Origin of the sequence: Aliiroseovarius marinus (assembly GCF_050881025.1) — a bacterium.
Taxonomy (GTDB): Bacteria; Pseudomonadota; Alphaproteobacteria; order Rhodobacterales; family Rhodobacteraceae; genus Aliiroseovarius; species Aliiroseovarius marinus_A.
In genome coordinates this window covers 536,504-555,851 of record NZ_JBNNXQ010000002.1, presented here as the reverse complement: position 1 = coordinate 555,851, position 19,348 = coordinate 536,504, and the positions used below count along the sequence as shown (strand labels likewise).

The following is a 19,348-nucleotide window of genomic DNA, read 5'->3' as shown; positions in this document are numbered from 1 at the left end:
CCGCTAGACCGCCCGCGACACCATTGTGAACCGGGACCAGACATGGCCAAAGTGAAAAAGCAGCCCCGCCCCAAGGCAATCACGCCCAAGGGATTTCGCGACTATTTCGGAGCGGAAGTGGACGAGCGCAAACATATGCTCGACCAGATTGCGGCGGTGTATCATCGCTATGGCTTTGATGCGCTGGAAAGCTCGGCTGTGGAAACGGTCGAGGCGCTGGGCAAGTTCCTTCCTGATGTGGACCGCCCCAACGAGGGCGTGTTTGCCTGGCAGGACGAAGACGACAGCTGGATGGCGCTGCGCTATGACATGACAGCGCCCTTGGCGCGCGTCTATGCACAGCATCGCAACGATCTGCCGGCACCCTATCGCCGCTATGCGATGGGGCCGGTCTGGCGCAATGAAAAACCCGGTCCGGGGCGTTTTCGGCAGTTTTATCAATGTGATGCGGATACGGTGGGCACGTCGTCCATGGCCGCAGACGCCGAGATTTGCGCGCTTTTGGCCGATACGCTGGAAACCGTGGGCATCCCGCGCGGTGACTATCTGGTGCGGGTGAACAACCGCAAAGTCATGAACGGCGTGCTCGAGGTCATGGGCGTGGACGAAGGCCCAACACGTGACGCGGTTCTGCGCACCATCGACAAGTTCGACAAGGTGGGCGAGGCTGGCGTGCGCGAGCTGTTGGGCAAGGGGCGTTTGGATGCGTCGGGGGCCTATATCGACGGTGTTGGCCTGTCCGATGATCAGGCTGAACCCGTGATCGCATTCCTGACCTCAAAGGGGGCCACAGCCGCCGAGACGCTTGCCAATCTGCGTGCCGCTGTGGGGGATAACGCCGTGGGGGCCGAAGGCATCAACGAGCTGGAACAGATTGCAGAGCTTCTGGACGCGCAAGGCTATGGCCCTGATCGGATCGAGATCGACCCCTCGGTCGTGCGTGGTCTTGGCTACTATACCGGCCCGGTGTTCGAGGCCGAGCTGACCTTTGAAATCCTCGATGAAAAAGGCCGCCCGCGGCAGTTCGGTTCGGTCGCCGGTGGGGGCCGCTATGACGATCTGGTCAAGCGCTTCACCGGGCAGGCTGTTCCCGCCACGGGCATTTCCATCGGTGTGGATCGCCTGCTGGCCGCGCTTCGCGCCAAAGGCCGCATGGGCGGTAAAGCTGTTGGGCCGGTTGTGGTCACCGTGATGGATAAAACGCGGCTGGCGGATTATCAGTCCATGGTGTCCGAACTGCGCGATGCGGGCATTCGTGCCGAGGTTTACTTGGGCAACCCCAAGAACTTCGGCAACCAGTTGAAATACGCCGACAAGCGCAATTCACCCGTTGCGGTGATTGCAGGCTCTGACGAGTTTGATGCGGGCAAAGTGCAGATCAAGGACCTCGTTCTGGGGGCGAAGATCGCTGAAAGCGCCACGCTGGAAGAATGGAAAACCCGCCCCAGCCAGTTCGAATGCGATCGCGCGGACATGGTCGCCCGCGTGCGCGAGATCATCGAGGCAGAAGATGGCTGACAAGGCGAAGATCCGAGCCGAAGCCGCGCGTCTGCAAAGCGTTTTCGAAGCTCGTGGCGCTCAGGTGGTCGAAGCGGACATCCTGCAACCTGCGGGCACGCTTCTGGACCTTTATGGCGAGGATATTCGCGCGCGCGCTTTCACCAGCCATGATCCCATGCGCGGCGAAGTGATGCTGCGCCCGGACTTCACCGTCCCGGTGGTGCAGATGCATATGGCCGAAGGCGCTGAACCCGCGCGCTATACCTATATGGGCGAAGTGTTTCGCGCGCAGGAAGAGGTCGCCCAGCGGGCGGCTGAGTATTTCCAGGTGGGCTACGAGGTGTTTGACCGTGACGCGCCGATTGACGCGGACGCTGAGGTTTTTGCGATGATCCGCGAGGCTTTGGAGCCGCTGTCCTTGCGGGCCGCGACGGGCGATATGGGTCTGCTTCTGGCTGCCGTGCGTGGGTTGAAGACTACCGAACGCCGCAAGGCCGCCCTTCTGCGTCATATCTGGCGACCACGCCGTTTCCGCGCGCTTTTGGACCGGTTCGCCGGCCGGGCTCCTCTGCCCGAAGGGCGCGAGGCGATGTTGGCTCTGGAAGATCCGATGGCGAATAGCGGCCCGCAAATCGGTTTGCGCAGTGCGTCTGAGATTGCCGAACGGATCGATGCTCTGCGTGAAGATGCCTCTGCCGCACCAATTTCCGTGCAGGAGGTAGAGCTGCTCGATGATCTTTTGGCGCTGCGCGAAACCACCTCGAATGTGTTGGAGCACCTGCGTGACATCGCTGTAGACATGCCCGCTATCGCCGACGCGGTCGACCGGCTGGAAGCGCGTGCCGAGGCGTTGGCCAAACGTGGCGTCGACGTGGATATGCTCGATTTCGAGGGCAGCTATGGCCGTACCTCGATGGAGTATTATGACGGGTTCGTCTTTGGTTTCTACGCTGAGGCCCGCCCCGACCTGCCCCCCGTCGCAACCGGCGGGCGCTATGATGCGCTGACCCGCGTTCTGGGCAATCAGAACGGCAGCGGAGAGATTCCCGCAGTGGGCGGCGTGATCCGCCCCGAGCTTCTGTTGGAACTTGGCGCAGGAGAACAGGCATGACTGTGAAACTGGGTGTGCCCTCCAAAGGCCGTCTGATGGAAAAGACCTTCGACTGGTTCGGCGCACGCGGCATTGAGCTGGCCCGAACCGGCTCAGATCGTGAATATGCCGCCGCTGTGAAGGGGATCGAAGGACTGGAGCTTGTTTTGCTGTCCGCTGGCGAAATCCCGCGTGAATTGGCAGCAGGCCGGATTCATCTGGGGGTGACCGGGTCTGATCTGGTGCGCGAGAAGTTGGGGGCATGGGCCGACAAGGTGTCCGAGATGGCATTGATGGGTTTTGGACACGCTGATCTGATCATCGCGGTGCCAAAATGCTGGGTCGATGTGAATACATTGGATGACTTGGATGCGGTCGCCGCGGCATTCCGGGCGCGCCATGGTTTCCGCCTGCGCATCGCTACAAAATTTCACCGCTTGATCCGTGACCACCTGCGTGACCATGGTGTGGCGGATTATCAGCTTGTGGATAGCCAGGGCGCGACCGAAGGCACCGTCAAGAACGAAACGGCTGAGGCCGTGGCCGACATCACCTCGACCGGGGAAACCCTGCGGGCCAACCACCTCAAGATTCTAATTGGACCGCCCGTGCACAAAAGCCAGGCGACTCTGTTCAAGTCACGCAAGGCGGTTTGGTCGGAAGAGGATCGCGCGACCCTTGCCAAATTGACGGAAGAACTGGGGCTGAATCGCTAAAGCGTCGCAGCCAGCCGGCTGTGCGCAGGGCTTTGTATGAAGCATTTGCAGATCACGTTGAAACGAGGCGTACTGGAAACGCCGCGCAACATGTAAGGTGTTTGGCGTTTCCAATTAATGCTGTGATCGGGCAATAGCCGGAAACGCTTTAGCTTTCCCCGTCTGTGAAGCCGACAGCCTTATGGCTGCCATCGCAAAACGGTTTGTTTTTTGACGCGCCACATCGACACAGAAATGCCTTTTCAGTCTTGGCAATTCGCTTGCCCGTGCCTGAACAGATTTCCAGGTTACCATCGATCAGCAATGGCCCATCAGGCTTTCGCGCCGCCCGTGCAACCCCACCCACGCCTTCTGCGTCTGCAGGCGTTTTCGGCGCAGGCTCGCCCGTCGCTGTGAAACCACCTTCCACATGGCTGTAGTCGCAATAGGGTTTGTTCTTTGACAACCCACACCGGCAGAGCGCCACCCGTGTTTCACTGGGCTGATCCTCGACCGAAATCTCGCCCACAAGAACGGCGGGCCCATTTTCCAACACAGCCAAACGGTTGATTTTCGGCGGTTTCTCATCGGTGCCATCCGCACGCTTATACGCCAAAGCCCCCGAAGGGCAGGTGCGGATCATTGCCGCGACCTCTTCGGGACTGGCGTTGTCAGGTTGCACCCATGGACGTTTGGAAGGATCAAACACATCGGGCAGCTGCAAGAAACAGTTGCGCGCATGAATGCAGCGTCCAAGGTCAAACGTCACGGTGATGTCTTGCCCGGTATATTCTTTGCGTGTCATGGCTGGCTCCTTCGCTGGCATAAAGTCAGCTTAACTCAGCTAAGTATGAACGCAAAATCACGATCCCATGCACCGATGACCCGCCGCTCTATTTTCTTGTGGAAAATACCTTGGGGTAGAGTGAACCCCGCAAGGGGGTCACTCAAGGGGCAAAGCCCCTCAGGCTCACGAAGTGAGCCACCAATACCGCTTAGCGCTTGCGCGAGCGCAGGAAGCCCGTGATGTCATAGGCCTGATCCAGGATCGGCTGGGCGATTGCATGGGCCTTGTCAGCGCCTTCGCCCAGAATGCGGTCGATCTCGCCCTTGTCGCTCATCAGGCGTGACATCTCGGTCGAGATCGGTGCAAGTTTCTCCACCGCCAGATCAGCCAGGGCTGGTTTGAACTTGCCCCAACCCGCGCCCGCATATTCCGCGATCACGGCTTCCGGGGTCATACCGGACAGGCCCGAATAGATGTCGACAAGGTTCTTGGCCTCGGGGCGATCCTTCAAACCGTCCAGTGTTTCCGGCAAAGGCTCGGGGTCCGTGCGCGCCTTCTTGAACTTCTTGGCGATCTTGTCCGCATCATCGGTCATGTTGATGCGTTCCATGTCGCTTTCGCCCGACTTCGACATCTTCTTGGTGCCGTCGCGCAGGTTCATCACCCGTGTTGCCGGACCTTCGATGATCGGCTCGGGCTGCGGGAAGAAGTCTTCCGCCTTGAAATCATGGTTGAACTTCGTCGCAATATCACGCGTCAGCTCGACATGCTGCTTTTGATCCTCGCCCACGGGGACATGGGTGGCGTGATACAAAAGAATATCTGCCGCCATCAGCGCAGGATAGCCGTAAAGCCCCAGTGACACTTTCTCGGCGTTCTTTCCGGCCTTGTCCTTGAACTGCGTCATGCGGTTCATCCAGCCCACGCGTGCCACGCAGCCCAGAAGCCAACCCAGCTCGGCATGGGCCGAGACCTGACTTTGGTTGAACAGGATCGACTGTGCCGGATCAATGCCCGCTGCCAGAAAGCCTGCGGCCACTTCGCGGGTTGCATCGCGCAGCTCTTCGGGGTCTTGCCAGACGGTGATGGCATGCAGGTCGACGACGCAATAGATGGTCTCGAAATCCTGTGCCTGCATGTCCACGAACCGCTTGATGGCCCCAAGGTAGTTGCCCAGCGTCAGCCCGCCCGAGGGTTTGATCCCCGAAAAGACGCGCGGTGTGTGATTGGTCATGTTTCCACTCCGTCTGGATTAATGGTTCTTTGTCGCTTACCTAGAGCGGAAAGGGGCGTCAAGGAAACCGCCTCGAATATGGTGCCCAAGCGTGAGGAGAGCGTGAATATGAGCGAGTATCGCGAGGAAAGCCCGGTCAATCCCCTGCCCCCTGTTGTGGTTGCGCTGTCGGTTTTTCTGGTGGGGATCGAGCTGGTGTTCTTTTTGGGCAGCCGTGGGCTGGTCGGAGGGGCCGAAGCGGCAGGCTGGCGCATCGCCACGATCGAGGACTGGGGCTTTCGCGAACCGCTTTTTGCCTGGATGGTTGAAAATGCGCGCTTCCCCCTGCGCGACATGGCGCGCTTCCTCACCTATCCGTTCCTGCATCTCAGCTTCACACATCTGCTTTTTGTGCTCGTGTTCCTTCTGGCACTGGGAAAAATGGTGGGCGAGGTCTTTTCGGCCTTCGCTTTCCTTGTGGTGTTCTTCGGTTCGGCCATTGCCGGTGCGCTGGCCTACTGGCTTGTCTGGGACACCTCTGTGGTGCTCTTTGGCGGCTACCCGGCGGTCTACGGGCTGATCGGGGCCTACAGTTTCATCCTGTGGGTGCAATTGGGCGCGACCGGGGGCAATCAGCTGTCCGCCTTTCGCATCATTGCCTTTCTGATGGGGCTTCAGTTGATCTTCGGGCTGCTCTTTGGGGCGGGACTGACATGGGTCAGTGACATCGCCGGGTTCCTCGCCGGGTTTGGGTTGAGTTTTCTGGTCAGTCCGGGTGGCTGGTCGCGGGTTCTGGCCAAGCTGCGCCAGCGCTAGCGTGCATACGTCCGGGGAAGGGGTTAGCCGCCCCGACGGAAGGCGGATTTGACCTCGGACAGGCGGAAAGCGCCAAGGATTTGACCTGCGATGGCGTAGATGGCGATGCCACCCAGGACCAGAACGGTCAGGGCTGCGACTTTCAACCCCGAGATAGCAAAGAGCGGCGCAAGCGCCAGAGCCATGCCCCAAAGCGCCAGCCCCATGATGCCGCTGGCCGCACATATCCGCAGAAGGCGTGCCCAGAAACGCGCGTCAAAGCGGGCCTCTTCGCCCATGCGCGCCGCACCGATCCATGTCAGCCCGGTGATGACCCATCCTGCCAAAGTGGTGCCGATGGCCGCTGCAATGAAGCCCAGATGATAGCTCAGCCCGATGGCAAGACCTGCATTCACCACCATGCCGATCAAGGCAAAATAGAAAGGCGTGCGGGTGTTTTCGCGGGCGAAATAGACCGATGACAGGACTTTTTGCAGTACAAAGGCTGGCAGGCCGATCCCGTAGATCGCAGTGGCCAGCGCGGTCCAGCCTGTGTCAGATGCGGTGAAGGCACCGCGTTGAAACAGCACGTCGATCAACTGGGTTGGGATGACCACCAACGCGACGGCTGCCGGGATGGTCAGAGCCAATGACATTTCTCCCGCCCGGCTCAAGGCCTCGCGGCTGGCCACTGTTTCGCCGGCCCGCAGATTGCGCGACAGTTCCGGCAAAAGCACGATGCCGATGGCGATGCCAACGACCCCCAGCGGCAATTGGTAAAGCCGGTCGGCATAGTAGAGCCACGCCACCGCGCCTTCATAAAAGCTTGCAACCTGACGACCGACCAGCAGGTTGATCTGTGTGACGCCGCCTGCCAGCGCGGCCGGGGCCGCGATGATGGCAAGGCGTTTCAACTCGGGCGTCATATGAGGCATGCGGGGGATCAGGCGATAGCCCGCGCGACTGGCGGCCACCCAGACCAGTGCCACCTGTGCAATGCCCGCAACCGGCACGGTCCAGGCCAGCGCCGTGCCGATATCATAGCCGCCAAGATGCGCCAGATACATCGCAGCAATGAAAATCACATTCAGGAGCACGGGAGCGGCAGCGGCGGCCACGAAACGCCCGGTGGCATTCAGCACGCCAGACAGCAGCGCGGCCAGCGAGATGAACAGGATATACGGAAAGGCGATGCGCCCGTAGGTGACGGCCAGGTCAAAGCGGCCATCATCTGAAAAGCCGGATGCCATGGCATAGACAAGGGCCGGCATGAAGATCTGCGCCACGATCGAGAAAATCACCAGAATGAAGGCAAGCCCCGAAAAGGCATCGCGGGCAAATTCCAGCGCGGCTTTGTGCTCGGTCGGGCCGCCTTCGTGTTTCTTGGCAAACATCGGCACGAAGGCCACGTTCAATGTGCCTTCCGCAAAGAAACGGCGAAACATGTTGGGCAGCGAGAAGGCGATCAGGAAGGCCTCGGCCACGGCGCTTGAGCCCAGAAAGGCGCCGATCAGGATATCGCGGACAAATCCCAGAATGCGGCTGGCCATGGTCCAGCCACCGACCGTCATAAAGCCGCGCGCCAATCGTGAAGCCATTATGCCCGCGCCCTTTCCGCGCCTTTTTCAATCGCCTTGCGCAGCTTGTCTTCCAGTAGTTTTTGTTTGTGTTCAGCGTGGAATTTCAAACCGAACATGTCTTTCACATAGAAGCTGTCCACAACCTGTTCCCCATAGGTCGCGATGACCGCTGAAGCGATATAGACATTCGTGTTGGCCAATGTGCGGGTGAGGTCATACAGAAGGCCGGGCCGGTCGCGGGTGTCGACCTCGATGATCGTGTAAATCTCGGACCCATCATTGTCGAACGTGATGGTCGTGGGCACTTTGAAGGCGCGTTCGCGCTTCTTGATCTTGTCACGCCCGGCGATGGCCTCATGGGCGATGACTTCGCCTTTCAGCATCTTGTGAACCATGCGCATCAACCGCGGTTTGCGGTCCACGTCATAGGGGCTGCCCTCGGCGTCCTGCAGCCAGAAACAGGCGGTCGCATAGCCGTCTTTCGACGTATAGGTGCGCGCATCCACGATGTTGGCCCCCACCGCCGACAAAGCGCCCGCAAGGCGTGAGAAGATGCCCGGGTGATCGGCCAGCACCACATAGGCGCGGGTCACGTCACGGTCTTCATCCGGTTCCAGCTCGACGCGCACCTCGTCGACATCAATGTCTTTCAGCATGCGGGCAAACACCGTATGGGCCGAGACATGAAGCCCCTGCCAATAGGCATCATAGTGCCGTGCGGTTTCCGTCTTCAGGTCTTTGGGTTTCCAGTCCGATAGGGCTTGTCGCAAGGCGCGCTTGGCTTCGGTGCCGCGGGTTTCACGGCTCAGCGCTTCGATCCCGTCTTCCAAAGCCCTGCGGGTCTGATTGTACAGCGTGCGGATCAGCGTGGCTTTCCAGTTGTTCCACGTGTCCGGCCCAACGCCGCGAATGTCACAAACGGTCAACACGGTTAGCAGGTCCAGCCGCCGGACCGAGCGCACGGCCTTGGCAAAGTCCTGCACCGTGCGCGGGTCAGCGATGTCGCGCTTCTGCGCCATGTCAGACATCAGAAGGTGATAGCGCACCAGCCATTCCACCGTCTCGCATTCGCGCGTGGTCAGGCCAAGGCGTGGGGCAACTTTGCGGGCAATCTGCGCACCCAGAATGGAGTGGTCCTGCGGTCGGCCTTTGCCGATATCATGCAGCAGCATCGCCACCATCAGCGTCTTGCGGTTCACACCTTTGTCGATGATTTCCGAGCTGATCGGCAGCTCGTCTTCCAGCTCGTGGCGCTCGATCTGCGCAAAGTTAGAGATCACCTGGATCGTGTGCTCGTCCACCGTATAGCTGTGGTACATGTTGAACTGCATCATCGCGACGATGGGTTCAAATTCGGGGATGAAGGCGGCCAGAACGCCCAGCTCGTTCATCCGGCGAAGCGCGCGTTCGGGGTTGCCGTGCTTGAGCAACAGGTCAAGAAAGATGCGGATGGCTTCCTTGTCCTTGCGCATTTCGTCGTCGATCAGGTCGAGGTTGTGAGACAACAGACGCATGGCATTCGGGTGGATCAGCATCCCGGTGCGCAACCCCTCTTCGAAGATGCGCAAGAGGTTCAGCTTGTTGGACAGAAACTGGGTTTCATCTGCCACATCAAGGCGCCCCTGTTTCTGGACGAACCCATGTTTCAGCTTTTTGCGGCGCTTTAGCAGCCGCATCAGGCGTGGTTCCTGTTTCAGGTGCTGGGCTTCCAGCGCGGTCAGCACGATACGGGTCAGGTCACCCACCTGAGTGGCATGGCGGAAATAAGCCTGCATGAAATGTTCGACCCCGCGGCGGCCAGCGGTGTCTTCGAATCCCAGCCGGTCGGCCACTTCGACCTGCAGATCAAATGTCAGCTGATCCGAGGGGCGATTGGTCAGCAGATGCAACTGGCAGCGCACCGCCCAAAGAAAGCTCTCTGCCTCGCGGAACGTGTCGAACTCCTCTTCGGTGAAGACACCTTTCGAGACCAGTTCCCACGGGTGGTTCACGCGATGCTGATACTTGGCAACCCAAAAGAGCGTTTGCAGATCGCGCAAACCCCCTTTGCCTTCTTTCACATTGGGTTCGACAACATAGCGCTGCCCCTGCTTTTCGTGGCGCGTATCCCGTTCGGCCAGCTTGGCTTCGATGAATTCGGCCAACGTGCCGTTGAAAAGGTCAGACCAAAGCCGATCGTCCAGCTCCCGCGCAAGAGGTTCATCGCCGCAAACCGGGCGGCTTTCCAACAGGGCGGTGCGGATTGTGATATCCTCGGCCCCAAGGCGCAGGCAGTCGTCGATCGTGCGCGCCGCGTGGCCGACTTTCAGGCGCAAATCCCAAAGCATGTAGAGCATGCTTTCGATCACGCTCTCTGCCCAGGGTGTGATCTTGTAAGGCGTCAGGAACAGCAGGTCGACATCCGACTGTGGTGCCATCTCGCCGCGCCCGTAACCTCCGACCGCCAGGACCGAGATGCGTTCGGATGCGGTGGGGGTTGGCAGCGGGTGCAGGCGCTCGGTTGCCATGCGGTGCACCGTGGCGACAATGCCGTCCGTCAGGTGGGAATATGAAGCCGTCGCGCCATGGGCGTCGAACGGGGTGGCGGCCAGGGCTTCGGCAATGGCCGCGCGCCCGGATTTCATCGCCGCGCGCAGGGCCGTTACGGTCAGGTTGCGCACCTCGGCTGCGTCGCGCGCATCTTCGGTTGCGGCCGACAGCTCTGCCCAAAGCGCGGCAGCGTCAAAGATGTCGCGCGCTGGGCAGATCAGGTCTGTCGTCAGGTGGGCCGGGGTGTCCCGGGCTGGCTCAGAACCCGGCACCGCCAAAGCTTCTGGGTGCAGGGTCAATGATCACGACCTGATTGTTGCGGATTTGGGCGACTGCAAGGCCGCGCTCGTTCGTGCCGTCCCCGCGCAGGCGGAAAATGCCATTCACCCCGACAAAGCCCTGAGGCTGGGTGAGTGCGGTGGAGGTCAGCGCATTGGATTTGCCCGCGCGCACCAGGGCGCCAATGGCGGCAACACCGTCATAGGCAAGACCGGCAATCGGGTGTGGCGTAGAGCCGTATTTCGCTTGGTAGCGGCTCGAGAAACGCGCGCTCAAATTCGGGTCGGGCAGGGCAAACCACCCCCCCTGAAGGCCGGGCAGTGCCAGCGCGTTCGAAGGGATATCCCAACGCTGCAGACCGATAAACTGGACGTTGGCCGGGCTCAGGCCGTTCTGAGGCAACAGGCCTGCCAGAAACGGCATGGCGCCGGATGTGCCCGAGGTGAAGAACACGGATTGTGCGCCTGAACTTTTCGCCTGAGCAGCGATTTGCGGGGCCGCTTGCACGATGCCGTTTTGGGAAAGCTCAAACGAGGTCGCGCCGGCAAGGGAAGCGCCCGAGTTCGAGATTGCCGCCTGAATGGCGTTGCGACCCAGAACTTCAGCCTGATCGTTGCCGTGCACGATCATGATCTTGCCCTTGCCCTGACGATGGGCAAAGCGGGTCATGCGGCTGGCGGTGTTCTTGAACGTATTGCCCATGATGAACACGTTGCCGCCGGCGATGTCCGGGTTGTTTGAAAAGCTCAGAACATTCACATTGCGGCCTGCGACCGCGGTACCGGCTGCATTGGCGCTTTGGGCAAAGACCGGGCCAAGAATGATCTTGGCGCCGTCATTCACGGCCTGAGTGGCCATCGCGCCTGCCTGATTCGCATTTCCGGCCGTGTTGTAGACCCGCAGATCGATCTGCACGCCTGATAGCTCGGATGCGGCAAGACGCGCGGCATTTTCCAAGGATTTTGCAAGATGTACGTCATTGGCATTGCCGGATCCTCCGGGCACCAGAAGCGCAACGGGAACAGGCTTAGAGGTGTTGATATTCTGGCCAACCTGGGGGACCGAAACGTTACAGGCCGCCAGTGCGGACAGTGCGGCGAGTGATAACAAGGGCCCCAGCGCCTTGCGGGCGCGAGCAAAAACAGCAAACATACAAAAATCCTTTCCCGGGCGGGCGCACAGGCGCTCCAAGCAGACACGGGCATAATAGCCCCCATAACAGGCAGGTCCAGAGTGAAAGCCCTTATTACCCCTCTCGATGCTGGCCTCTATCTGGTGGCCACCCCAATTGGCAACGCCCGTGACATTACTCTCAGGGCGATGGATGTGCTGGCCTCGGCCGATGTGATCGCGGCCGAAGATACACGTACCACGCGCAAATTGATGGATATCCACGGGATTGCGTTGTCTGGGCGCAAATTGATTCCCTATCATGATCATTCGGGCGCTTCCGCGCGCGCAGGGCTGATCAAACTGATCGCAGACGGCAAATCGGTTGCCTATGCCAGTGAAGCAGGCAGCCCTCTGGTGGCAGACCCGGGCTATGCGCTGGCGCGCGACGTTGCCGAGGCGGGGCACCCGGTCACCGTTCTGCCCGGTGCCTCTGCAGCAATTGCGGCCCTCAGCTTGTCCGGACAGCCCTCGGACCGGTTCTGTTTTGCCGGGTTTGCACCAACGGCAAAATCTGCGCGGATCAAGTGGTTGAAAGAAATCCTCGCCATCCCAGCCACGCTGGTGATCTATGAGAGCCCCAAGCGCATTAACCGTATCTTATCTGATATCTGCTCTGTTGAAGGCGCAGAAAGACCTGCTGCGCTGTGCCGGGAACTGACGAAACGATTTGAAGAGGTTCGGCGCGGAACTGTTGGTTCCCTTGCAGAAACACTGTCAGAGGTCACTTTGAAAGGCGAAATTGTTCTGGTTCTGGGACCGGGTGTGAATGATGCGGACAACATGGATTTCGAAGCGATGCTGAAACATGCAATGACAGATATGTCCTTGAAAGATGCGGTGGCTGCAGTCGTAGAAGCCACCGGCTTGCCCAAAAGAAAGATTTATCAGGCGGCTCTGTCCATCGGAGAGGAAAAGTGAGCGGAAAAACCTCATATCTTGCAGGGCTCGCCGCAGAAGACTGCGTTGCGCGACATTATGTGCGTCAGGGCCAGGTCGTCGCTGCGCGACGTTGGCGGGGCACCTATGGTGAGATTGATATGGTGGTGCGTGACGGGGACGAATTGGTCTTTGTCGAGGTCAAGAAATCACGTGACTTTCTGCGGGCCGCCGAAAGACTGACCCGTGCACAGTTGAAACGGATATATAGCACCGCCAGTGAATTCCTGTGTGGCGAACCGCGCGGACAGATGACGCCGTCGCGGTTTGACGTGGCGCTTGTGAATGCTTCGGGACAGATTCAGATCGTCGAAAACGCCATAGGTTTCTGAAGACCATTGCACAGACGCGCGCTCTGCCCCATCTAGGGGGAAAGCAAAAAAGGAGCGTGCAATGTCCCTGAAGGTTGCGATCCAGATGGATCCGATTGATCATATCGATATCAATGCGGACAGCTCGTTCCGCATCGCGGAAGAGGCGCAGGCGCGTGGGCATTCGTTATTTTACTATACGCCCGACCAACTGAGTTATCAGGAAGGTGTCGTGAAGGCCCGCGGTTGGCCGCTGGAAGTGCGGCGCGAACAGGGGAACCACTTCACCCTTGGAGACATGCAGGATCTGGATTTGTCTACGATGGATGTGGTCTGGCTCAGGCAGGATCCTCCGTTTGACATGGGGTATATCACCACCACGCATTTGCTGGACATGATCCATCCCGAAACGCTTGTGGTGAACGATCCTTTCTGGGTTCGAAATTACCCCGAAAAGCTACTTGTGCTGGCGTTTCAGGACCTCACGCCTCCAACCATGATTGCGCGTGATCTGGAAACGCTGAAGGCTTTCAAAGAGGCGCATGGCGATATTATTCTGAAGCCGCTTTATGGAAACGGGGGCGCAGGTGTGTTCCGGCTGGATCACAACGACCGCAATCTGGCATCTCTGCACGAGCTTTTTGCGGGCATCAACCGTGAGCCCCTGATCGCGCAGAAATTCCTGCCTGATGTTTCAAACGGCGACAAGCGCATCATCTTGGTTGATGGCGAACCAGTTGGGGCGATCAACCGCGTGCCAGCTGCGGGTGAAACGCGATCCAACATGCATGTCGGGGGGAGGCCCGAGAAGGTTGGCCTCACCGCGCGTGATCGTGAAATCTGTGCAGCCATTGGGCCGCTCTTGCGTGAGAAGGGACAGGTTTTTGTCGGCATCGATGTGATTGGCGACTATCTGACCGAGATCAACGTGACCTCGCCCACCGGCATTCAGGAGCTGGAGCGGTTCGATGGCACCAACGTGGCCGAAAAGATCTGGCAAGCGATCGAGGCACGGCGCGCATGAGCATCCGACTGGCCATCACGCGTGGTTTCATGCGGGTGGTTGTCAAACCGCGTTTGCGGCATCTGACGGATGTGCCCAAGGCGCGGCGCGAGCTGGAACGCGCGGTTTCTGTCTTGTTTCGTGCGCCACCTTTCACTTGGTATCGTGAAACGCGACTGGCTGGAAAAATTCCTGCGCTTTGGATCGAGGTCAGCCCGGCATCGCGACCGGTGCCTGCTGATAAAGTTCTGCTGTATCTGCATGGGGGTGGGTTTGTCGCAGGGTCCCCTAACACGCATCGCAAGTTTCTGGCGCGGTTGTCGAAACTGTCTGGAACAAAAATATGTGCGCCTGACTATCGTAAAGCGCCTGAAAATCGGTTTCCCGCAGCCGTTGAGGATTGCCTGACGGCATTTGAAGCGCTGCTGGAGCAAGGCTACGCCCCGCAAAACATCCTGTTGGGCGGTGACAGCGCCGGGGGCGGGCTGTGTTTCTCTGTGCTGGGCGCGCTACAAAAACGCGGATTGAAACCTGCGGGGATTGTCACCTTTTCGCCCATCGTGGACTTGCGGTTTACCTCGGCGTCTTTTGAAGAAAACAGATCAGCTGATCCGCTTTTGCCTTCTGAAAGGCGCGATCTAGTGCTGGATCACTATCTTGCCGAAGGGAATGCCAGCGACCCGGCGGCATCCCCAATCCTGTACGAATTCAAGACGCCGCCGCCCGTGTTCTTTCAGTTTTCAACGACGGAAATTCTGCGCGATGAAAGCCTGCGTATGGCTGCGCGTTTGAAAGAGGTCGGCGGGCAGGTGGTACTGGATGAATGGCCCGATGCGCCTCATGTCTGGGTGATCATGGATGGACGTTTGCCCGAAGCACGGGAAGGGCTGCGGCGTGCGGCCGGGTTTATCCGGCAAGTGCTTCACGGTGGCTCACAAGGCGAAAGCTGAGCGCTTCGGCCACATGTTGCCGCCCCACTTGTGTCGCGCCGTCAAGGTCCGCAATGGTGCGTGCCACCCGCAAAACACGGTGGTATCCCCGCGCAGACAGGTGAAACCGGTCGGCCGCGCGCATCAGAATGTCCCGCCCATCCGCATCTGGCGTTGCGACCTCGTCCAACAGCGCACCTTCGATATCCGAATTTGTTGTGACCCCTTTGTGGTCGGCATATCGTGCCTCTTGCCGGGCACGCGCGGCGTCCACGCGCTGGGCAATCACGTCTGAGCGCTCTCCGTTTGCGGGCAGGTCGAGGTCTTGGAAGCTGACCGGAGGGACATCAAGGCGCAAGTCGAACCGGTCCAGAAGAGGCCCCGATATCTTCTTCATGTAGTCCTCACCACAGATCGGTGCCTTGTTGCAGGCCCGCGACGGGTCGGTCAAATACCCGCACCGACAGGGATTGGCGGCAGCGACCAGGAGGAACCGGCTGGGATAGCGTACATGGGCGTTGGCGCGGGCGACGGTGACCTCACCGGTTTCCAGCGGTTGGCGAAGGGTTTCCAGAACCTGTCGGCTGAACTCCGGGAATTCGTCCATGAACAGCACACCAGTATGCGCCAGACTGATCTCTCCGGGTTTTGCTCCGCGCCCCCCGCCCACAATCGCGGCCATCGAGGCGGTGTGATGCGGCGTTCGAAACGGGCGGTCGCGTGATATCCCACCCGGTTCAAGCAAGCCCGAGACCGAGTGTATCATCGACATCTCCAGCGCCTCGGTCGCCGTAAGCGGCGGCATGATGCCGGGCAGGCGCGCCGCCAGCATGGATTTACCTGATCCGGGAGGGCCGACCATCAGAATATGGTGGCGTCCCGCGGCGGCAATCTCCAAAGCGCGTTTGGCCCGTTCTTGCCCCTTAACCTCGGACAGGTCTTTTGTCTGAGGGGGACTGTTGATCCGGCCTGTACGTGCTGGTTCCAGCGGGGATTGGCCGGTGAAATGTGCCAGGACGCTTGCCAGTGAAGGGGCGGCGAGCACTTTGGTCGTGTCGATCCACGCAGCTTCTGCACCGCAGGGTTTGGGGCAGACCAGATCAAGTTCGTGTTCGGCGGCCGCCAGGGCGGCGGGCAGGGCGCCGGTGACGGGTTGCAATGTTCCATCAAGTGACAATTCGCCCAGAGCCAGCAGATTTCCCGTGTCTTCCGGCGTCAGCATGCCCGCTTCGGTCAACAGCGCAAGGGCAATGGGCAGGTCGAAATGCGACCCCTCTTTTGGCAGATCAGCGGGGGACAGGTTTACCGTGATCTTGCGCGCGGGCAGGGTCAGGGACATGGCTGAAAGCGCGGCGCGTACGCGGTCGCGGGCCTCGCTTACGGCTTTGTCCGGAAGGCCCACGATGGCAAAGCTGGGAAGGCCGGGGGTGAAGGCGCATTCCACCTCGACCAGCCGGGCGTCGATCCCGTCAAATGCCACCGTATTGATCCGTGCAACCATCGTGCCGCTACCCCGTCTTTCGGACAGGGTAGGGGCAACGTGGTTACCAAGTGGTTAACGCGTGAGCCTGTTGACCATTGCAACAAAGGCGGGCCAGGCATCCGGATCGTTCATGGTCTTGTCGCGGCAGGTTGGGTTGCAAAAGCCCCAGACCTGTCCGTCCAGCTCCAGAAAATCCGTCACGGGCGCCCCGGAATAGGGGCAGTCCGTGTTGAGCGACGGGCCTTCGGCGGCCTTTGCCCTGCGGGGTGTCGGGCCGGGCCATGCGGCGAGCGACTGGCCGTCGATATAGGGTACCGGATCATAGCTTTTGGTCAGTCCAGTTGCACGCCAGCGCCGAAAGGCAAGATCATCCAGATGTGCTGCGATATAGGCTTGGGCCGGTTTTGATATTGGCAAACCAAACCCGGCAATCCGTGCGGCCACGGGCGCATAGAACACATCCGCCAGCGAATAGTCGCCAAACAGCCATGGGCTGTTATCGCGTCCGAATTTTTCCCACGCAAGGGTCCAAAGTGTTTCGATCCGCTCGAGGTCAGCGCGTACAGCATCCGAGGGAACAAAACCTTCCACAACACCCAGAAGCTGCATGGGACAATCGCCGCGCAAAGCGCCAAAACCCGAATGCATTTCCGCGACCAGCCAACGTGCCAGCGCGCGGGCATCCGGGCCCGAGGGCCACAGGCCGGCTTCGGGGTGACGTTCGGCCAGTGTTTCCCCCATGGCTAGCGTATCACCAATTGCCACGCCCTCGGGTGTGCGCATCACGGGCACATAGCGGGCAGGCGCCAGCTCTTCGAGGTCTTCTTTGAGCGTGCCGGAATAAAGTCCGGCCAAATGCGTACGCGCGGGAATGTCGAATTTCTCAAACATCAGCCAACCGCGCAGCGACCAACTGGAAAAGCTTTGGTCGCCAATATAAAGATCATAAGTCATGGGCATATGTTTGCTGCGCCTGCAGCCATCAATCAATGCTTCATTTGTGAAGAAGTTGTTCACGGCAGATGATTGATCGCCCCCACATGCCAACCTGCACCGTCCCAGTCCAGCCGCGTGACCGACAGGTTGTCGATTTTATGCCCAAGCGCTTCGTATGGTGTTGTTTGCATGGCGCGGGCGATTTGGGTCAGGATCACGCCGAAATGTGCCACGGCGATCACATGGGCATGGCCTGCGTCATTCAGCCCGTCGACCACGTTTGACACGCGATGAGACAGTTGGTTCCAGCTTTCTCCATTCGGGGCCGTATGGTGGCCGGGGTCTTCCCAGAAAGCATGCGACAATTCCGGGTCGCGTGCGGAAACCTGTTGCCAGTCCAGCCCGTCCCAATCTCCGAAATGAAACTCGCGTAGATTGGTGTCATGGGGCAGGCGGTGGCGGGTCGGGGTCGCGATGGCGTCGGCGGTGGCCGCCGCGCGGATCAGGTCGGACGATATCATCGCCGCGTGCTCTGGCAGGTGATCAGAGAGCCGGCCAATCGCTGCGTGGTCGGACAGGTCCGCAGGCAGGTCACGCCAGCCCACCATGGTTTTCGCATGGGTCGGCCCGTGACGCACCCACCACCAGCTGGTCATCATGGTGCCCCCTTGGGCAACGTGCCTTTTAACGCCAGCGGCAAGCCAGCCATGACGGTCAGCACCAGATCAGAGCGTGCGGCAAGGCGTTGGTTCAATTCGCCCTGCGCCTGCCGAAACCGCCGTGCAAGCGCGTTTTCCGGGACAATGCCCGCGCCGACCTCGTTCGAGACGACGACAACCGGGGCGGGGCAGTCCGAAATGGCGTTGATCAAAAGGCGCTCTGCTGCCTCGACATCCATATCCGAGAACATGTGATTGGACAGCCACATGGTTGCGCAGTCCAAAAGCACCACCTCCTCTGCGCTCACCCCGGCCAGGGCAGACACCACATCCGTGGGCGCTTCGACCGTGCGCCAGCCTGACCCGCGGCGCACCTGATGGCGGCTGATCTTGTCAGACATTTCGTCATCATGGGCCATTGCGGTGGCGATATACACCATCGGCCGCCTCGCGGCGCAGACCAGCCGTTCAGCATAATCCGACTTGCCAGAGGCCGCGCCGCCCAGCACCAAGGTCATCGAAGGAAGGGTCATATCCATAGGCGTGAGGTCGCACTGCGACATGGGGTCCGTCAAGCGCAAACCGCTTGAGAGCGGCGGCTTGCACCCCTAGGTTTCAGGTATGAAACAGATTTTCCTGGCAATCATGTTCGCATTTTCGACGCCTGCATGGGCGGCGCAGACAGAGCTGAGCGCGGCTGATCTGGACCGGATGCGCGCTGCCGATGTGGTGCTTCTGGGCGAGGTGCATGACAACCCAACGCACCATATGGTTCAGGCAAACGCGGTTGCGGCATTGGACCCGACTGCCTTGGTGATCGAGATGCTGAGCGCCAAGGAGGCCCATGACTTGCAAGCCGATAAGGCCGGTTTCGCGGCGCGCTGGGAGGCCGCGAGCTGGCCTGACTATGCGATGTATCTTCCGATTTTCACCGCGCATGACGGACCTATCCTTGGCGCGGGCGTGTCTCGGGAAGTGGCGCGCGCAACCTATGCCGACGGGGTTTCGGCGCATTTCACCGGTGATGCTGCGGCCTATGGGCTGGACCAGCCACTGCCCGCCGATCAACATGCCGCGCGACTTGACCTTCAATACGCGGCCCATTGCGAAGCGATGCCGCGAGAGGCCCTTGGTGGCATGATCGAGGTTCAGCGCCTGCGCGACGCCACATTGGCGGCGAAGGTGATCGAAGCGCTGGACAGCCATGGCGGCCCCGTCGTGGTGATCACCGGCAACGGCCATGCGCGCAAAGACTGGGGCGTGCCGGCCTATCTGGCACGGCTAAGGCCATCGCTGAAACTGGTTGCGGTCGGGCAAGCAGAAGCAGGTGTGCTGCCTGAAGGCGGCTTCGACATCTATCTTGATGCGCCCGCCGTGGACAGGCCGGACCCTTGCGCCGCATTCGAATAGGCAATGCGCGTGGCTTGAAAGCACGGCGCGGGTCCCGTAA

General features: G+C 60.1%; 18 protein-coding genes. 9 read left to right on the top strand and 9 right to left on the bottom strand.

Annotated elements, in window-relative coordinates:
* The first annotated feature begins 42 nt into the window (after positions 1–42).
* From hisS to hisG, 3 genes are read left to right on the top strand one after another with little or no spacing between them, the layout of a single operon-like run.
* Positions 43–1,518 carry a histidine--tRNA ligase gene (gene hisS, locus ACRY08_RS08185; RefSeq protein WP_432449418.1) on the top strand — a complete coding sequence of 492 codons (1,476 nt, stop codon included), beginning with the start codon at positions 43–45 and terminating at the stop codon, positions 1,516–1,518.
* On the top strand, positions 1,511–2,611 hold the full coding sequence (locus ACRY08_RS08180) for an ATP phosphoribosyltransferase regulatory subunit (protein WP_432449417.1): 1,101 nt from the start codon (positions 1,511–1,513) through the stop codon (positions 2,609–2,611). The genes hisS and ACRY08_RS08180 overlap by 8 nt, the downstream gene beginning before the upstream one ends.
* A complete protein-coding gene (hisG, locus tag ACRY08_RS08175) occupies positions 2,608–3,306 on the top strand; it encodes an ATP phosphoribosyltransferase (RefSeq protein ID WP_432449416.1) in 699 nt (232 codons plus the stop codon). The genes ACRY08_RS08180 and hisG overlap by 4 nt, the downstream gene beginning before the upstream one ends.
* A gap of 148 nt (positions 3,307–3,454) precedes the next feature.
* Here hisG and ACRY08_RS08170 read toward each other — a convergent pair whose 3' ends face one another.
* Complete coding sequence (locus tag ACRY08_RS08170) at positions 3,455–4,090, bottom strand: CDGSH iron-sulfur domain-containing protein (RefSeq protein ID WP_432449415.1); 636 nt, start codon at positions 4,088–4,090, stop codon at positions 3,455–3,457.
* Positions 4,091–4,280: 190 nt separating this feature from the next.
* Positions 4,281–5,306, bottom strand: coding sequence for a tryptophan--tRNA ligase (gene trpS / locus ACRY08_RS08165; protein WP_432449414.1), 1,026 nt, complete (start codon positions 5,304–5,306; stop codon positions 4,281–4,283).
* Positions 5,307–5,414: 108 nt separating this feature from the next.
* On the opposite strand from trpS, the gene ACRY08_RS08160 reads away from it, so the two are divergent.
* Positions 5,415–6,101 carry a rhomboid family intramembrane serine protease gene (locus tag ACRY08_RS08160; protein ID WP_432449413.1) on the top strand — a complete coding sequence of 229 codons (687 nt, stop codon included), beginning with the start codon at positions 5,415–5,417 and terminating at the stop codon, positions 6,099–6,101.
* A 23-nt stretch (positions 6,102–6,124) separates the two neighbouring features.
* Here ACRY08_RS08160 and murJ read toward each other — a convergent pair whose 3' ends face one another.
* From murJ to ACRY08_RS08145, 3 genes are read right to left on the bottom strand one after another with little or no spacing between them, the layout of a single operon-like run.
* The gene (gene murJ / locus ACRY08_RS08155; RefSeq protein WP_432449412.1) at positions 6,125–7,678 is read right to left on the bottom strand and encodes a murein biosynthesis integral membrane protein MurJ; all 1,554 of its coding nucleotides are present in this window, start codon (positions 7,676–7,678) and stop codon (positions 6,125–6,127) included.
* Positions 7,678–10,488, bottom strand: a complete 2,811-nt coding sequence (locus ACRY08_RS08150) for a [protein-PII] uridylyltransferase (RefSeq protein ID WP_432449411.1) — start codon at positions 10,486–10,488, stop codon at positions 7,678–7,680. Before ACRY08_RS08150 ends, murJ begins: the two co-directional genes overlap by 1 nt.
* Positions 10,448–11,620 carry a penicillin-binding protein activator gene (locus tag ACRY08_RS08145; RefSeq protein ID WP_432449410.1) on the bottom strand — a complete coding sequence of 391 codons (1,173 nt, stop codon included), beginning with the start codon at positions 11,618–11,620 and terminating at the stop codon, positions 10,448–10,450. The genes ACRY08_RS08150 and ACRY08_RS08145 overlap by 41 nt, the downstream gene beginning before the upstream one ends.
* 81 nt (positions 11,621–11,701) lie before the next feature.
* Here ACRY08_RS08145 and rsmI point away from each other — a divergent pair, with 81 nt between their 5' ends.
* The 4 genes from rsmI to ACRY08_RS08125 all read left to right on the top strand — a co-directional run bounded on the left by rsmI (position 11,702) and on the right by ACRY08_RS08125 (position 14,841).
* Positions 11,702–12,559, top strand: a complete 858-nt coding sequence (gene rsmI / locus ACRY08_RS08140) for a 16S rRNA (cytidine(1402)-2'-O)-methyltransferase (protein ID WP_432449409.1) — start codon at positions 11,702–11,704, stop codon at positions 12,557–12,559.
* On the top strand, positions 12,556–12,909 hold the full coding sequence (locus ACRY08_RS08135; RefSeq protein WP_432449408.1) for a YraN family protein: 354 nt from the start codon (positions 12,556–12,558) through the stop codon (positions 12,907–12,909). The genes rsmI and ACRY08_RS08135 overlap by 4 nt, the downstream gene beginning before the upstream one ends.
* 61 nt (positions 12,910–12,970) lie before the next feature.
* Positions 12,971–13,912: a glutathione synthase gene (gene gshB / locus ACRY08_RS08130; protein ID WP_432449407.1), complete on the top strand. Its 942-nt coding sequence runs from the start codon at positions 12,971–12,973 to the stop codon at positions 13,910–13,912.
* A complete protein-coding gene (locus ACRY08_RS08125) occupies positions 13,909–14,841 on the top strand; it encodes an alpha/beta hydrolase (RefSeq protein ID WP_432449406.1) in 933 nt (310 codons plus the stop codon). The genes gshB and ACRY08_RS08125 overlap by 4 nt, the downstream gene beginning before the upstream one ends.
* Here ACRY08_RS08125 and ACRY08_RS08120 read toward each other — a convergent pair.
* The 4 genes from ACRY08_RS08120 to cobU are packed head-to-tail and all read right to left on the bottom strand — an operon-like array spanning position 14,798 to position 18,437.
* Positions 14,798–16,321 carry a YifB family Mg chelatase-like AAA ATPase gene (locus ACRY08_RS08120; RefSeq protein ID WP_432449405.1) on the bottom strand — a complete coding sequence of 508 codons (1,524 nt, stop codon included), beginning with the start codon at positions 16,319–16,321 and terminating at the stop codon, positions 14,798–14,800. The genes ACRY08_RS08125 and ACRY08_RS08120 overlap by 44 nt on opposite strands.
* Positions 16,322–16,375: 54 nt before the next feature.
* Positions 16,376–17,257 (bottom strand): glutathione S-transferase, encoded by an 882-nt coding sequence (locus tag ACRY08_RS08115; RefSeq protein WP_432449404.1) that lies wholly within the window; start codon positions 17,255–17,257, stop codon positions 16,376–16,378.
* Positions 17,258–17,316: 59 nt separating this feature from the next.
* Positions 17,317–17,895, bottom strand: coding sequence for a histidine phosphatase family protein (locus ACRY08_RS08110; RefSeq protein WP_432449621.1), 579 nt, complete (start codon positions 17,893–17,895; stop codon positions 17,317–17,319).
* Entirely contained in the window at positions 17,895–18,437 is a 543-nt protein-coding gene (gene cobU, locus ACRY08_RS08105; RefSeq protein ID WP_432449403.1) for a bifunctional adenosylcobinamide kinase/adenosylcobinamide-phosphate guanylyltransferase, read from the bottom strand. Before cobU ends, ACRY08_RS08110 begins: the two co-directional genes overlap by 1 nt.
* An 82-nt stretch (positions 18,438–18,519) precedes the next feature.
* Here cobU and ACRY08_RS08100 point away from each other — a divergent pair, with 82 nt between their 5' ends.
* Entirely contained in the window at positions 18,520–19,308 is a 789-nt protein-coding gene (locus ACRY08_RS08100; protein WP_432449402.1) for a ChaN family lipoprotein, read from the top strand.
* Positions 19,309–19,348: the final 40 nt, after the last annotated feature.